This is a genomic window from Paenibacillus sp. VCA1 (genome assembly GCF_031583795.1).
Lineage (GTDB): Bacteria > Bacillota > Bacilli > Paenibacillales > Paenibacillaceae > Paenibacillus_AQ > Paenibacillus_AQ albilobatus.
Window position 1 is genome coordinate 191,385 of record NZ_JAVLSX010000006.1, and the last position, 15,904, is coordinate 207,288.

Consider the following 15,904-nt stretch of genomic DNA (forward strand, 5'->3'; position numbering starts at 1 on the left):
TGCCACATGCTTATCCCTGCCTTTCTGTAGGAATCCGGATGAAATAGGAGCCTGTTGATACGTGTGAAACTTATACCTCCCCATATTTCTAGAAAAGCCGGGAGATGAACGTTCATCCCCCGACCCTGAATCGGCGTTCATGCCATTAACGTTTGTTGAACCGGTCAAGGGCTGCCTGTTGGATTTTGATTGCGTCTTCAATGCCCATAGCTTCGATTTTCTTCACGTATTTATCGAAATTGTCGAGCGGTTCGGCGCCCATGATAAATTTCAGGAACATTTCGTCCCGGTACGTGTTGATGTCCGTCATGATCGAAGCGTACTGCGAACTTTCGTCTTTCGTCGGCGTCACGAGCGGCATTTTGCGTTCGCCGGTAGGCTGGGACCAAATTTCAAGCGCTTCGCGCTGGTTCGGCAGCGCCAGGTACTGCATCTGGAAGTCGTCGCTAAGCACGAACGGCGCGCTCCATGTCGAGCGGTTATGCTTCGCGAACGATTGCTGCAAGCTTACGCCGCTTGGCGGGTTAAGCACTTCCGGCAAAAAGACCGGCTTGCCGTTTTCCATTTTGTAAGCTTCGCCTTCCTTGCCGTAGTTAAACAGCAGGCTTCCTTTTTCGCCGTACGCGTAATCCAGCCATTTGACGGTTTCGATCGGATTCGGATTGCTGGTCGAAATCGCCGCCCCGACGCCGTTCGTCGCAAAGTCCTTTTGGCCCCAGATCGCTTTGTCGCCTTTGTTCAGCACCGGATAAGGAGCCGCCACCAAATTGAACGTCGGGTCTTTATCCTTCATCAGGTTGGCGTATTTGCCGATGCCGCCTCCGTTGTAGGTCGGCGCCGCGCCAAGCTGGTTGCCCGTCATTTTGGCATCGAACAGCTTGTCGTTCGGCGCCGCGAAGTCTTTGTCGAGCAAACCTTCCTTGTACCATTTGTTCATCGTCGTCAAAAATTCTTTGTATTCCGGCTGAATCGGGCCGTATTTCACCTGGTTGTCGACCTGGTAGAATCCGTAGTTGATCCCCCAGGCGCCCAGGAAAGGCGCGTCGATGCCGACGTCGTCCTTGGTGAAGTACAGCGGGATTTCGTCCGCTTTGCCATTTCCGTTCGGGTCTTTTTCTTTGAACGCCTTCAGCACCGTGTACCACTCGTCGATCGTCGTCGGCTTTTGCAGCCCGAGCTTATCCAGCCAGTCCTGCCGGATGGCCGGCCCGTAGAATACCCGGACCTTTTCGCCGCCGCGGAAGAACGGGAACATATATAAGCTTCCGTCATCGGTCGTCACCTGCTTTTTCCAATCCGGATGCTCTTCCAGCAATTTCTTCAAATTCGGCGCATATTGATCGATCAAATCGTTTAATTTGATGATTTTGTTGTCCTGGATCGCTTTTTCCGGTCCGCCCGGATAACCGATCCACGACGTCTCGATGACGTCCGGCAGCTTGTCGGATACCATCATCAGGTTGAACTGCTCGGCTGCCTGCGCTGCGTCCGTTGGCGGATGCTGGAAATCGACTTTGACGCCGGTAATGTTTTCAAGCTCTTTGTACATGCCCATCTCGGCGTACGTTTTCATTTGGGCCGCAGCTGCGGAGTGCATGCTTACCCAATACGTCAGATGCGTAAGCTTTGCCGGTTCGCCCGATTTTCCATCCGCGGAAGTTCCCCCTTTCGCTTGATCCCCTCCGGAACTGCTTCCGCAAGCCGCAAGCGATAAAGCCAATGTCGTCGCCAAAAGCGCGGTTCCGATTTTTTTGCTTCTTTTTACCATGTAAGCGCCTCCCTTTTATCGTTTCGAAACTATCCGGAGCTTGGTCCATTTCGTCCAGCCGGTACCCAAAGTATAGGGAACGCCCCCGCCAGCAAGATACTGGAACTTTTTCATAAAGCTTATATTTTCGTAAGATTGATGACTGACGATTCTTATTTTTTCCAGCCTTTTTTTAATGTTAAAATTGTACAAAAACGCGAAAACCCTTGTCGTGACGGCCTTTTCGGGCGTGATGAAAAACGTCAGCCACTCACTCGAACCAGCCTCAACGCCCGCAGCTTGACCGCATCGGCATGCCAAATTTCCGTGAATCTCGGCGCCGGGTCCTTCAGCTTGGAAGAGAGTAAAGCTAATGTATGGACTCCCGCCCGATCCCAAGTAAATTGCCCCATTCGCGACAGCACGGCCGTATACGGATGCTGGCACGAAGGAGAATCGGAATCCGCCAAATCTTCCCTAGGCTCAACGGCGATTACTTGACCCTCCGATTCCAGCAGAATCGGTTCCGGATACAGTCCGTCCCACTCCTGATCATGGCGTTTGAAGCTGACCAGCAGCAGCTCATAGGTTCCCGGTGTCACCAGCTTGAACGTCCATTCCGCGCCCCGGATGTCGGGAATGCCGGCTTCCTTGTCCGCTTCCCGGACCAGGCTGACCTTGGCATGCGGCACCTCCAGTTGGAAAACCCCGTCCGGCATTTGCGTAAGCGTGCGATCGAAATCGTTTTCTCCTTCAAGTTCCAGAGCGACAACCGATACATATTGATCCGCAGGCTGGCTTGGCAAACGGATCCCGAGCGTATGAAGTTCCAATTGTTCATCGTAAGCCTGCTCGAATTCAAGCCCGGTTTGACGCTGGTTCGCCAGACAGTAGGCACGCAGCACCTTATTCCGGATCCCGTTTAACCGCAGGCCGTTTGCCGGCCATTTGTCGTTGTGGATGTGAAGATAAACCCTTCCCGGCCGGGTGGTTAGCGCCCCCCATTCGAGCTCCACGGGAAAAGGACTCCCATCCGTTCCATAAATCGCCTCCGCATTCCGGCGGGTCCACTCCCCAACCTCAAGCAACCTTTCCGCCGAAAGCTCCGGTATGGTTCCTTGCGGCGTCGGGCCGACGTTCAGCAGCAGGTTTCCGCCTTTGCCGATCACGTTCACAAGCTTTTTGATCAATGCATCCGTCGTTTTCCACACCTGATCTTTGGTGGTATACCCCCAGGACTGGTTCAGCGTCATCGGCGTCTCCCAAGGCCTGGCGTCTTCCCCGCTCATGCCGATTTCATTGTCGCCCTTGGAAACGAAGTCGCCCATTCCCATAAAATGGGACACCCTGGAATTGATAAGACAGTCGGGCTGAAGGCTTTGCACGTGGCGGACGATGTCCTTGCTGTCTTCTTCGGACAACCCTCCGGCGGTGTCGAACCAAAGCAGCCCCACCCTGCCGTATTCCGTCAGCAGCTCTTTCAGCTGGGGTTTCGCTTTGCCTTCGAAATATTCCGTAAAACGTTTCTCCTCCAGCTTGTAATCCCAAGTATTGTTATGCTCTTTATGCAGCGCATGCGGGTGATGCCAGTCGATGACATGCGAATAATAAAAGCATAAGACGATTCCCGCTTCTTCGCAGGATTCGGCCAATTCCTTCAATGGGTCGCGGCCGAACGGCGTCGCGTCGATGATATTAAATGGATCGGCCTTCGAATGGTACATCGCAAAGCCGTCATGATGTTTGGCGGTGATTACGATGTAGCGCATGCCGGCCTCCTTCGCCAGCGTTACCCACGCTTTCGCGTCAAATTCGGTCGGATTGAACCGCTGCGCTAGCTTTTCGTATTCGCGGACAGGCGTTTTCTGCGCGTACATGATCCACTCGCCCTGCGCGGGAAGCGCGTACAGCCCCCAGTGGATGAACATTCCGAATCGGGCCGCCGTCCACCATGCCGTTCGCGGGTCGCGCCGCGCCGTTCCGGCGTGGACATCATGTCCGGTGCTGCCTGCTTTGCCCATGGTTTTCACGCTCCTTTTACCAATAAGGTTTCCAATCTCTCGTCACCCGGACAAGTGCTTCATGCATGTAATAGTCGCCCCAGATGCAGCATTCGTCGACGCCGTTGTTCCCCGGCTTGCTGTATACCGCATGCAGCAAAATCCCGTTCGATTCCGGCACGTCCTTCGTCATGTAGTTTTCGACCAAGGATTCAAGAATCGATAACGCAGCATTTTCATATTTCCGCTTCAACGGTTCGGTCAACGGAAAATGCGCCGCGGCTTCCAACAATCCGCAGACGGCAATGGACGCGGCGGAGCTGTCTCTTTCTTCCGTCCCTTCGGTGAAGATCAAATCCCAATAGCAGACAAAATCCTCCGGCAGCCGGTTCAGGAAATAATTTGCGATTTTCGTCGTCAATTCGAGCAGTTCCGTTTCCCCCGTGTAACGGTAAGACAGCGGGAAACCGTAGATCCCCCAAGCTTGCCCCCGCGACCAGCACGAATCGTCGGAGTAACCTTGGGCCGTCTTGCCGTATTTCGGATCCCCCGTTTCGGCGTCCATATAATACGTGTGATAGCTGGAAGCATCTTCCCGGATGAGATATTTTGCCGACATATGGACATGGGAATGGGCGGCATCGTAAAATTTCCGGTCGCCTGATACTTCGCTCGCCCAATAAAGCAGCGGCAAATTCATCAAGCAGTCGATGATCATCCGGCCGCGCTGCCTCGGATCGTCCAAATTACCCCAGGCCTGGATGATGCCCGCTTTGTCCAGATAACGGATGTACAGAAGCTCGGCGGCGTCAAGCGCAATCTGTTTGGCTTCCTCGTTGCCGGTCAGCTTATACGCCGATACGCAGGAAAGCGTATACAGAAAGCCGAGGTCATGCGTATTCGTATAACGCCGTTCTTCGATCCGCTGCTTGAAGCTAGGGAGCTGCTTTTCCGCCGCTTGCCGGTATTTTTCGTTTCCGGTGGTCTCATAGGCAAGCCACAGCATTCCCGTCCAAAAGGCCGGGGTCCATTCGGTATTGCCGACCTGCCGATACACGTTGCCGGAACTGGCTTCGGACGGAAAGGTGTCGATGAACGTTTCAAGATTGCGGTCGATTTGATCCAAAATAAAAGACAATGCCTCTTCGCACCGTTCTTTCGTCAACTGGGGCGCATGGTCATACCTGCCGGCGGCCAAAATTCCTTCGTCAATGACTTGCTTCATGCGTGCACTCCTCCCGAAAATTCAATTGGTGTTCGGATCAAATTGTAGCCAGTGCGAGCGAAACGGGCAATCTTTATCTTTTCGGATCAACTGCCGTTTTTACTCCATGCGGGGGGCGGTTGAAAAAAAGTCGATGCAGCTTAAATATCGTCGGCACGAAAAAAATCCGCAAAGAACCGCTCCTCAACAAGCATTTGTCTTTACGGATTTTCTTTTATCCTTCCACCGGCTTATGCCATGTGAATTGTGATTTCCTACCCGGTCCGTGCGTTTTTCGCTCCTTTGAAATTGTTCAAGTCCCGGCTCGCCAATATCCATCCTGTTAAACCGGGAATTTGCACCCGTTTTTTGCTGGTGAAAATGGACGGGAACTATATATAATGGGTATATTCACGGAATTGGAGTATTTAAAACGATCACATTTTATAAGGGCGGTGCAAAATTGATGAGTGCAATCGTAAGCAAACCTTGGGTTCTGGCCCGAATGTATGAACCGGATGTCACGATCGTGGATTGCAGATTCGAACTCGGAAAACCCCAAGCCGGAAAAGAAGCTTATGAACGGGAACATATCCCTGGTGCTATTTACCTCGATTTGGAAAAAGACCTTTCTTCTCCCGTGCGCGAGCATGGCGGCCGCCATCCCCTTCCCGAACCGGAACAGCTCAGCCGCACTTTGGCCAAAAACGGGATCACGCCCGAAACGCGCATCATCGCGTACGACGACCAAGGCGGCATGTACGCTTCGCGGCTGTGGTGGCTGCTGAAATATTTGGGCCATGGGCAGGCTTTTGTCATGAACGAAGGTTTCAGCGCCTGGAAAGCTGCGGGTTATCCGGTAACCGCCGATCAGCCGATCCGGGTTCCTGCAAGTTACGGCTATACACTTCATCCCGAACTGCTTGCTAGCATGGAAGACGTACGCGACGCGTCCGGCCGGGATGACGTTATCGTCATTGATTCCCGTGATCCCCGCCGCTACCGGGGGTTGGACGAAACGATGGACCCCGTCGCCGGACATATTCCGGGGGCCAAAAACAAGTTTTGGAAGCTGCTTTTGGACGACAGCGGAAAATGGATTGCGGCGGACCGGCTGCAGGAACACTATAAAGAGTTCCCCCGCGACAAAGAAATCATTGTTTATTGCGGTTCCGGCGTATCTGCCTGCCCGAATTTCATTGGACTTAAGGAAGCGGGATATGAAAATGTGAAGCTGTATTCGGGTAGCTGGAGCGATTGGATTTCGTACAGCGAAAATTCGATTGCGACTGGGGAAGACTAAGATCTGAGGGACCGCAGCGGACAAAACTTTTAGTACTTCATACATGGCAACATGCAGACTGTATCCGTTCCAAGGAAAGGAGTTAGGTCAACACCAACTCAACACGCGGCTACTGAATATATTTTTACGATGATGCACCGAGCATGTGCGTTCTCGTTAAATAAAGGCTAAAGGCCGAAACTCCATACAAAGGAGATTCGGCCTTTTTTAATGAATGCGCAGCAACGGGAATTTTTTTGAAATCACATACAGCGAAATAAACACTTGCCTCTGTCTAGGCTGTTCAACATGAAGTCTATCCCCCCGTTAACTTTATTCTGCATCCTGCCAAACATTGAACTTGTTTCCGTCCGGATCTTTGAATTTAAATTGCAAACCACAGCTTCCCTGGTCGCTGATCGGTTCGACGTAGACGCCACTTTCGCGAATTCGTTTATGGACCTCTACGATATTCTCAACCTCGAATGTCAGAGAGAACATTTCATATTGTTCGCCTTCCCATTGATCGGTCAGGAAATTTGCCGTTCTCTTCTCCTTCGTTTCCAGCAGGAACAGCCATTGCCCGTTACCGAGCACGAGGATGGCTGGGTCGGCAGATCCGCGGGGTCTTACTGTAAGTCCTAATGTCTCTTTGTACCACTTGGAGGCAAGTTCAACGTTAGATACGGGTAAGTAGTTGTGAGAGACTCTTTTTAACATCGGTGCTTGTGTTGCTTGTTGCTCCTGTGTTTTGATTAATACTTTTTTGGCCATGAAAGCCCACCTCTCTTAAAAATTCGTATTTCTATATATAGACGACCTAATTTCATCAAATCCGTCATACTCAAGCTGTTTTTTTTCTTTTTTTTCAACCGCATGATATGCATTACCGTCCGGGTCGTAAAAAACGAAGTGTTTGCCGATAAAATTGTTCGTTTTGATCGACTCCGACTTGACTTCGTCATGTTGCAGCTTATGCCATAGTCCTTCTAGATCGGACACCTCAAAGGCCAATAAGGGCACATCGCTTGGCAGATGGGTATGGCATTCCAGCAAATACAATTCATGCCCAGACTCCATTAAAAGATTGCCATGTCTGCTGATTCCCAGTTGAAAATGACGGACGAACCAGTCTAATACCCGCTCTCGATCAAGTACAGGTATATAGAAATGCCCGGCGCTTCTTAATATTGTTTCCATGACTCTCTGTTCGAATTTCCGATCTAGACGCCGCATGCGGAAATATGGCTCGAAGTCGTCGGTGAGATGACGCTTCAGTATTTCTCTGGCGCGACGAATGCAGCTTTCTACAGCGGATAAGGAAATATTCAGGAACTGACCGATTTCTTTCATGGGCCATTCGCTTAAATAGTACAGCATGATGGCTATTTTACTTGTCTGCTCTAGATTTTGCATGGCATTCCAAATCATTTCTTGCGTAATATGATGATCTAACCATCGATCGACATTATTTATGGAGGGGGCAATTGCATCTTCGTAAGGCAATGTTTGTTTTTTCTTTTTTACGAAATCAAGACTTGTTCGATAAGCAATAGCATATAACCAACTGCCCAATTTCGAAGGATCATCTAAGGTATGTAGTCGACGATAACATTTAATAAAAGCTTCTTGCGTTGCATCCTGCGCTTCATGGAAGTCCCCGATCACGCTGAAGGCAACGGATAACATCGCGTTGGAATATTGAAGCACAATCTGGCGAAAAGCATTGAAATCGCCATTTCTGGCTTCGGTTATGTATCGATGATTATCGGCCCCCTGCTTCTCTTCATCCATGCCAATCCCCCTTATTAATGAGACATTCACATATCATGTAGACCGTTTTGTTCAATTATATTATGAATTTGGCGAAATCAGGAAACAGAGGAGTTACAGCGGACATCCTCTCGGCAGATTGCTGGGAACAAACTGGGAGACATGGAAACAACCCGGGGCTAGAGTTCCCCAATGGGATCAAGAAATAGACCAAGTTCAAACTTCGCGATTGGCATCGGCTTCTTTTTTTTTTGAAAATCCGGAACTATTAAACTACAGGGAAAAGTTTGTAACAAGATAATCCTTACAAGGTGAAAAACCTGTATCCGAACAAGTGTTTGTGCTCAAAATCACAAAAATAATGTCTACGCGGCCACAGTAAAATCTAGAGAACTGGATTATCATACTTATGGGTGGAATGCCAACGTCGTTCATTGTCAACTGACGTTTCATGCTTTGCGATCTTTTGGATGTTCTCCATATCAATAATGATGAACATTCTGTTTTTAATATGTAATAACCCTTCTGCTTGAAACTCATTAATAACCCGTGATGCGGATTCCCTACCTACACCGATCATGCTGGCGAAGTGGTTCTGTGTTATTTTCCAAGATATAAGAAGCCCATCTTTCGTTTCAACGCCGAAATTCGAGTAGAGATCAAGCAGTAGATTGGCCACTCGTACACGTGTATCTAGAAATGCTAAATACTCTAATTTACGGTCTGCTTGGGTTAGTCGTTCACTCAGAATGTAGATGGTCTTTCGCATAATATCAGGATACATACGCACTAGCTCATCCAAATCAGGACGCTTAATGGCCCAAAGAGTCGTACGCTCTATGGCCGCTACAGAAGCTGTTCTTCGATTGTCGTGATGAAACATCTCCAGTTCTCCGATTGCTTCGCCTGGGAACTGGTGTCCTAATATGATTTCGCGGCTGTCATCCTGGCGATATATCTTTAAGGCACCGGACTTTATAATGTACATTTCGTTGCCTTCCTCGCCATGTAAGTACAATATCTGACCTTTGGGATAAGATCGAAGCACAAATTTGGATTCTACCAGTCCCCTGTCTTTATCCTGAATTATGTCTTTAAAAAATGAGGTATCTAAAACGGAATCAAACATAATGTGAAGCTCCTTTACAGGACTAGCAGTTTTTCTACCAGTGCGAAATGGACTGGAATAGTTGCTCCAGCGTGACTTGAAGACCGGATGCAATTTTTACCAAACTATTGATCGTTAGATTTTTTTCATCTCGCTCTACTTGTCGAATGTAATTCATCTGAAGTCCTGATCGTTCACCTAGCAACTTTCGGCGATGTTGTTTCTTATTATTATAACATCTATCGATTCTATTTAGCGATTACCTGGGCAAACCAGGATCAACTCACCATGGAATTCAATAAGCATAATATTCGATATCTATATTTGGAGGACAATTACAAAATGTATAAAAAAATATTAATGTTATTTATTGCTTTTGTAGTTTTTCAATCGAGTATTCACGTAAATGCGGCAAGTAATAGCTGGACAGCAATAAAAACAAACACTCCCAAGACAGCTATTGATATTAATGGAGTCAATAATATTATTCAATTAAACGACGGTAACTTAATGATTGTAGGAAACCAAGAAACGGGCTCATATATCTATAACCACAAGACAACCGTTTGGTCAAAATTTCCGGGAGTAAATCAAAAAGGATTACTATATTCCCCTATACAATTAAAAGATGGTCGTGTTTTAGCTTTTACAGGAAGCACAGTAGGTCTTAATAAACAACTTATATTACAAGGAGAGCCAATAAAACGAGCTGAGATATATGATTTCAATACAAAAAAGTGGAAAATAACCACCGACATGAAAGCAGTAAGAGATTTCAGTAATTTTTCTCCAAACTTCTCAGTAACTTTACTTCAAGACGGGAGGGTTCTTGTAGCAGGAGGAATACAAAAGGATGGATTAGGCGAGAAATCAGTTGAGATATACGATCCAAAGACAAATCAGTGGACCTTACAGAAATCAATGAGCAATGAACCAACCTATGGAATAAAAGCAACTCTGTTGGATGACGGAAATGTTTTTTTTGTAGTAGACAATCCCTATGGAACATGGACTCAAATTTTCAACCCATACACAAATACATGGACAAAAGCCCAATCGATCCCGGTTGTTGGTTCTAATGTATGTACACTTAAAAGCGCAACGGGAAAAACAGCAAGTTTTAAACCCTCAATCGAAGAAATAATATCGATCGAAAATTCAAACATTTTATTCCTTTCAGATGTAGGATTTTATATATACAATTATGATTCGAATTCTTGGAGAGTGTTGGATTATCAGCCTAACAAAAACCAGTCCAGAGATCATGAATATTATAAAAGTCTTTATTTAAACAATGGGAAAGTTCTTGTAAATGCTACATCAACTACAAAAAAGCCAACAGCAAATTACGGATATAATACAGTAGTAACTTCAAATAAATATTGGTTATTTGATTTTGTGAAAAACACATATAGAGAAATACCGGTTGCTGAAAAACAAATTCAACCAGAATTGTTTTTATTACCGAGTGGTGAAATTATAGCACTGGGAAATTTAGACTATGAAGGAAGAACAGGTTGGTCAATAGATAAAATGTCAAAAATCAGCCTTTCTGCGTTAAATCTCTTCGGCAATGTGAGACAAATTTCCCTCACCGAGCTTACAACTAACACACCTTCATCAAATAATGATATATCTGAATTATTTGACAACGGAAATCAGAAGATACTTATTATCCAACCAAATGGTGACTATTCTAAGCTAAAGGAGCAATTTCATTAATATATGAATCTATCATATTCTCACTATATATTTTTGTTTGTAATAATCCTTTTCAGTTTTTCTTATCGTGTGGATGCTGACGCTGATTCAGAAAAATCATACTCTGATATCTCCGGTCACTGGGCAGAAACAGCAATCAAAAAAGCAGCCGATTTTGGACTCGTTTAAGGATACACAGATGGGACATTCAAGCCTGTGGTCTTGCTGCAGAAGATGGCGAATACAACAAAGTCACGAATGGCAAACTCCTACATTTAGTGAGCAAGGAGCAAAGAGATCAAATGATTGTTCAAATTAATATCCAGCATTAGCAAAAGAAAAGGGTCGTTTCTTCTGCAGCATTCACGCTGCAAAGGAACAACCCTTTTTGGGAATCCATGTATCATTTATAATCCCGCGCGCAATCGATTTGCGCTTTCTTCACTGGCGCGAACCTCCGACCGAAACACCCACCAGCGGCTTCCCGCAAAGTTAAGCACGACCCCCAAAAGTGTCGCCGCCCCTTTGCTTATCCAGAGCTGAATTCCCATCTGATCATGCAAAAACGCCATACTGGCGGAGGTAATTCCAAGCGTAACCACATTCAGCAAAAGAAAGCGCAGCAGCCCTTTCGTTAACGCCCCTTGCTGTTTAAACGTAAACTTGCGGTTCATGAGGAAGCTGTTCAGCACCCCGCAGCCGTAAGCAACGACCTGGGCCGTCAGCCAGGGCAAGCGCCACCAGGTCAGCAGCGTAAAGGCCGCGACGTCTACGCCGGTGTTCAAAATGCCTACCAGGCCAAAAACAATAAACGAACGAAGGGATTCGCGCGTCGCGATCGACTTCATAAGGAGCTCACCTTCTATACATCATATTCCATCTTCTGGCGTGCATTTGCGATAAAGTCAAGCGGCGTCCGGATCTCTTCGGCATGGTACTGAATCGCTCCGACCGTAAGCTTCAAATCAAGCTTGTATTTGTTGGAAAATTCGATCGTATTGAACGACTCGACTTTTTCCTTTAAGCGCTGCACCACCACTTTTGCCCCGTCCTGATCGGTAAACAGCAGCAAACCCCAGGTCGGATGATCCGCATTGAGCATATAGAGAGAATCATTCATTCGGATGCTTGTCTCGCTCATCCTCGAAATGTCGTAAATCATTTCCGTGACCTGGGATTCGCTGATCATCCGGCTCAGTTCATCCCAATGTTTGACCGTCATCACAAGCAGCGTCAAGGGAATGTCATACCGTTTCGAAAGCGCCATGAATATCGTCGCGTCGCTTTGAAACGAGCGGCTGTTTTTCAAATTCGTGCGTTCGTCCAACGTCGCCAGCGAAGCGTTGCGTTGCTTTAGGCTTTCCGCTTCCAACTGAAGCCGCCGGTTGGAAGAGGTTAGCAGCGAGATAACCGCGGTCAAAACAGGCGTCATGATGAGCCAGTAGTAATGGTAGCCTTGCAGCGGCTCACCGACAACCACAGTTTGATAAATGGCAAAGGTACCATATCCGAAAATGAACGCGATATTCAGGATCAGGCCAGCGGTAATACTTGTAAAATAGGTGATAACGGCAATGAGAAACGATACGTTAAGCAGGATCATATTGACTAAATAATGTTGCGGATCCCCTGCCGTAAACACGATATGAATAAAACAGACGACAAACAGCAGCAAAAAAGCGGCATCCGACAACAGACTGTTCTGGTAGCGTTTCATCATTTCCCACCTTCTCTCTTTCTGTACTTACGAAGGAGAAGGATCAGCGACACGATGACCAAAACGGCGGTCAGTCCCAAGGCCGCGATAAAACCCAGCACATCTTTCCGCTCGGAGATCTGACCGACCAGGGAGTTTCCTTGCTGCGTCTCCGCTTGTTTCTTGAACCGGAAAGCCTTCGTATTGCCGTCCGGATCCGTCACGACGCCATCTCCATAGACCTTCCACTTGGAGCTGTCCGTCGCCAGCAGATTCGATGCCAAATCGTCGTATTTGGAGGTTGGCCCGGTCACGGCAAGCCAGCCGTATCCCCGATTGTAAGGAGACTCCATCAACTGCAGCGTGCCGATCCGCTTGCCGTAGTTTTCTTCGATGCTCATCTTCTCATTGGACATGATCCTTGTCCCATCCGGGCTGTACCGGAAGAAAAGCTGGTCGTTGTGTTTTTGGAGCCAAGGATTGTCCTGATACGAGCCGATGGAGATGAGATTGTACTGCTGCAGCTTCGATTCGTCCGGAAGTTCCTTGCTTTTATAAAAAACGACCTCGCCCGTGTTGGCCTCCGCATATTTGCCGAGCAAATGGAACAGGTTTCCGACCGTTTGATAATCGTAAGCGTCCATCTTTTCCGGCAGCAGCACCGCGATCTTGTTGAAGCTTGCATCCCTCAAAAACGGGTTGGGATAATTGTTGAACAATAAGTCCGTCCGATCTTTGGTGTTTAGCTGCAGCAAGGAATCTTTCGTAATGAAAGCCCAAGGCATTTGATCCTGCAGCTCGATGCAGCCTGCGCTTTTCAGCTCCAGGTCGAAGGCGGCCGTGACCGTAAAATTGCCCGAAACCTCGAGGTTTTTCGGAATCGTCAGCGTAAGTCGGTCCTGATTCGCCATTTCCTTCGTCAGCTTTTTGCTGCCGATCGGCGTGTCGTTGACCAAAATCGTGACGAGGGAGCGGTCGAAATCAAGATTGCCCGAATAACGAAAATCGAGACTGATTTTGCTGGAGTCGGCTATAAACCGGTTTGCCGGCAGCGTCACGAAGTAGCTCTTTTCTTGATGCATCATGCCGGTCAGCTTGTCTCCGGTTTCCGTCAGCGTGACGTCCCGGCTCACATTCATTTCCGGCGTATCTACCTCCGTGCTCGCGTCCACCCATTTTTCGGGACCGTCGAGCTGGTCGAACAGCATCTGATTACCGATCAGGCGGCCTGCCTTTTTCAGCATGAGCGGGTCCTCGGACGTCACGATCAGGGCGGAATCCGAGCCTTCGTTCACCACCCGGATCAACGCTTTGGTTTGAACGTCGACTTGTCCCAGTTGTTGTTTCCACTTTTCCGGAAGATTTTTGTATAAGGCGACGATGACCAGCTTGTCGCGTTGTTTGAGCGCCTCGTCGTCCAGCGGAAGCAGCGGTATCGCGGTATCGTCGGTGCGGTTGATCTTGGCCAATCCGGAAAGGGCGTACACCGCGGCTTCAAGCTCCGAAGCATCGCTGCCGTTTGGGACCGCAAGCGCGTTTTGTTCGTCTTTTAACGTATCCAAACCGACGAATCGCCGATTGAAATCCCGGATGCTTTTGGCCGTGTCTTGTTTCGCATAATTGATTTCGGCATAGGAAGTTTTGTACAACTCAAGCCAATTGTCCCGTTTCTCCGTTGGCACGCAAACGCGTTCCGGCAAATTCGTCAAAATGTAACCTTCGATCGAAAGCGTATTGCTTCCTGAAACAAGCAGTTCTTTCGGAACCGAAACGGTTAGGTATTGCTTCTTGTCCCCAATAGGGCGAAACGAATAAAATTTCGTACCGTTCATTTTCAGTGTAACGCTGGACTCTTCCGTTCTCGCAAGCTGGGTCGCCTGATAAGCCAGATACAGCTTTACCTCGCTAACATTCCAGTAATCTTCCAGCCGGATAAATAATGAACGGGAAGCCGTGACTCCGGATAAAGATATATTCGTTGAGGTTAACCTCTCTGTGAACGTAAAAGCGTCTCCGTCTTGTTTGGGCAGGGCGAATGCTTGTCCGCAAGCAATCACAGTTAACAGCAAGCAAATAATACAGGAGATCGTAGATTTGGTTTTCACGTTTCTCCTCCTTGTTTTAATAACGTTCGGTTTTATACCATTTGACTTCCCTTTTGAAAATCAAATCCTTGATATAGTTGTACAACCCGTAGGCGGCCACAACCATCCATAATTGACAGTACGATATGTACATCAGCATGATGATCAGCAGATTCGAAAGCCTCATTTCTCCCTTTTCCGTGATCAGCGTAATAAACGTGCCCGTCACGAATAAAATGACGGCGAGCAGCCACAAAAACGAGCTCAGCCCGGCAATCGTCGTATGGACAAGTCCAAGCGCATAGAAGACGAGCAGCACGTCGGACATGATCAGCGATGTCAGGAGCAGGAAATAGATCGATAAAAAGTACAAAAGATCGAAATGAATCCGTTTGGCGGACCGGTCGAAAAGCAGCGGGATATTTTTTACGATGACGTAAATGTTGCCTTTAGCCCATCTTGTCCGTTGCTTAAACCATACCTTCAGCGTTTGGGGCTCCTGCTCCCACGTTACCGACTTGGGCTGGAATTTGATGCGGTAACCCATCATGTAAATGCGAAAGCTGATTTCCGTATCCTCCGCGATCGCCTTGACGTCCCAGCCTCCGATGGCTTCGATGATCTCGCGCCGCATAATGAAGTTGGTGCCGGGAATGGTGCACAATTTAAACAATTTCCATCGTCCGGCCTGAGCCATCCATTGGAAGGACAACGTCTCAATATTGATGAAGCGGGTCAGCAGGCTCGCAAACCGGTTGCGGGTTCGGAACTTCCCGATGACCGCGCCAAGCGTGGGATCATGCGTAATTTCCCCGACAAGGTAACGGAGAGCCGTCTTCTCCGGCGTGTTGTCGGCATCGTAGATGGCGATGAATTCCCCCCTGCTTTGCTGAAAACCGATGTTGAGGGCGTTCGATTTCCCTTTTCCGCCGATGATGTTGTCCGTGTTAATTACGATCAAATGGCGCTCTTGATGCTTGTCCTGCAGCTTCGCAAGCAATTCGCCGCTGTTATCGCTCGAATTGTCGTTAATGACGATGATCTCATAACGGTCATGCGGATAATCGAGCGCAAGCAGCGCCTCCACCGTTTGCGTAATGACCTTGCCTTCGTTGTGGGCGGGAACCATCAGCGTGACAAAAGGGACTTCTTCGGGGAGCGGCGGCACCTCCCGGCTTTCGTTTCCGATGTAGTACAGGTAGCCGGAGATGATCAGCACGACATTGACGAGAAGCAACGACCATATACTGATGACGGCAATCATCATCAAGATGTCTGCAGCGGTCATGACTGCCTCCTTTGCATGGAT

Annotated in this window: 13 protein-coding genes; 2 read left to right on the forward strand and 11 right to left on the reverse strand. The window is 48.2% G+C overall.

The window, feature by feature from the left end:
• Window positions 1–145: 145 nt before the first annotated feature.
• The 3 genes from RJP21_RS15450 to RJP21_RS15460 form a co-directional block, all read right to left on the reverse strand.
• Complete coding sequence (locus RJP21_RS15450; protein WP_310860051.1) at window positions 146–1,768, reverse strand: type 2 periplasmic-binding domain-containing protein; 1,623 nt, start codon at window positions 1,766–1,768, stop codon at window positions 146–148.
• A 242-nt stretch (window positions 1,769–2,010) separates the two neighbouring features.
• A complete protein-coding gene (locus RJP21_RS15455) occupies window positions 2,011–3,768 on the reverse strand; it encodes an alpha-L-fucosidase (RefSeq protein WP_310860052.1) in 1,758 nt (585 codons plus the stop codon).
• Between the two features lie 16 nt (window positions 3,769–3,784).
• Window positions 3,785–4,972 carry a glycoside hydrolase family 88 protein gene (locus RJP21_RS15460; protein WP_310860053.1) on the reverse strand — a complete coding sequence of 396 codons (1,188 nt, stop codon included), beginning with the start codon at window positions 4,970–4,972 and terminating at the stop codon, window positions 3,785–3,787.
• A gap of 445 nt (window positions 4,973–5,417) precedes the next feature.
• On the opposite strand from RJP21_RS15460, the gene RJP21_RS15465 reads away from it, so the two are divergent.
• Window positions 5,418–6,254 carry a sulfurtransferase gene (locus RJP21_RS15465; protein ID WP_310860054.1) on the forward strand — a complete coding sequence of 279 codons (837 nt, stop codon included), beginning with the start codon at window positions 5,418–5,420 and terminating at the stop codon, window positions 6,252–6,254.
• A 312-nt stretch (window positions 6,255–6,566) separates the two neighbouring features.
• Here the strand turns inward: RJP21_RS15465 and RJP21_RS15470 are convergent, their stop codons facing one another.
• The 4 genes from RJP21_RS15470 to RJP21_RS15485 form a co-directional block, all read right to left on the reverse strand.
• Entirely contained in the window at window positions 6,567–7,007 is a 441-nt protein-coding gene (locus RJP21_RS15470) for a VOC family protein (protein WP_310860055.1), read from the reverse strand.
• A gap of 15 nt (window positions 7,008–7,022) precedes the next feature.
• Complete coding sequence (locus RJP21_RS15475; protein WP_310860056.1) at window positions 7,023–8,027, reverse strand: sigma-70 family RNA polymerase sigma factor; 1,005 nt, start codon at window positions 8,025–8,027, stop codon at window positions 7,023–7,025.
• A gap of 364 nt (window positions 8,028–8,391) precedes the next feature.
• The gene (locus RJP21_RS15480) at window positions 8,392–9,135 is read right to left on the reverse strand and encodes a Crp/Fnr family transcriptional regulator (protein WP_310860057.1); all 744 of its coding nucleotides are present in this window, start codon (window positions 9,133–9,135) and stop codon (window positions 8,392–8,394) included.
• A 34-nt stretch (window positions 9,136–9,169) separates the two neighbouring features.
• Window positions 9,170–9,319, reverse strand: a complete 150-nt coding sequence (locus RJP21_RS15485) for a helix-turn-helix domain-containing protein (protein WP_310860058.1) — start codon at window positions 9,317–9,319, stop codon at window positions 9,170–9,172.
• Window positions 9,320–9,456: 137 nt separating this feature from the next.
• On the opposite strand from RJP21_RS15485, the gene RJP21_RS15490 reads away from it, so the two are divergent.
• A complete protein-coding gene (locus RJP21_RS15490; RefSeq protein ID WP_310860059.1) occupies window positions 9,457–10,836 on the forward strand; it encodes a Kelch repeat-containing protein in 1,380 nt (459 codons plus the stop codon).
• A gap of 386 nt (window positions 10,837–11,222) precedes the next feature.
• On the opposite strand, the gene RJP21_RS15495 is transcribed toward RJP21_RS15490, so the two are convergent.
• The 4 genes from RJP21_RS15495 to RJP21_RS15510 are packed head-to-tail and all read right to left on the reverse strand — an operon-like array spanning window position 11,223 to window position 15,883.
• On the reverse strand, window positions 11,223–11,663 hold the full coding sequence (locus tag RJP21_RS15495) for a GtrA family protein (RefSeq protein ID WP_310860060.1): 441 nt from the start codon (window positions 11,661–11,663) through the stop codon (window positions 11,223–11,225).
• 14 nt (window positions 11,664–11,677) lie between these two features.
• Window positions 11,678–12,535 carry a diguanylate cyclase domain-containing protein gene (locus RJP21_RS15500; protein WP_310860061.1) on the reverse strand — a complete coding sequence of 286 codons (858 nt, stop codon included), beginning with the start codon at window positions 12,533–12,535 and terminating at the stop codon, window positions 11,678–11,680.
• Complete coding sequence (locus RJP21_RS15505) at window positions 12,532–14,616, reverse strand: cellulose biosynthesis cyclic di-GMP-binding regulatory protein BcsB (protein ID WP_310860062.1); 2,085 nt, start codon at window positions 14,614–14,616, stop codon at window positions 12,532–12,534. The genes RJP21_RS15500 and RJP21_RS15505 overlap by 4 nt, the downstream gene beginning before the upstream one ends.
• 16 nt (window positions 14,617–14,632) lie before the next feature.
• The gene (locus RJP21_RS15510; protein ID WP_310860063.1) at window positions 14,633–15,883 is read right to left on the reverse strand and encodes a glycosyltransferase family 2 protein; all 1,251 of its coding nucleotides are present in this window, start codon (window positions 15,881–15,883) and stop codon (window positions 14,633–14,635) included.
• Window positions 15,884–15,904: the final 21 nt, after the last annotated feature.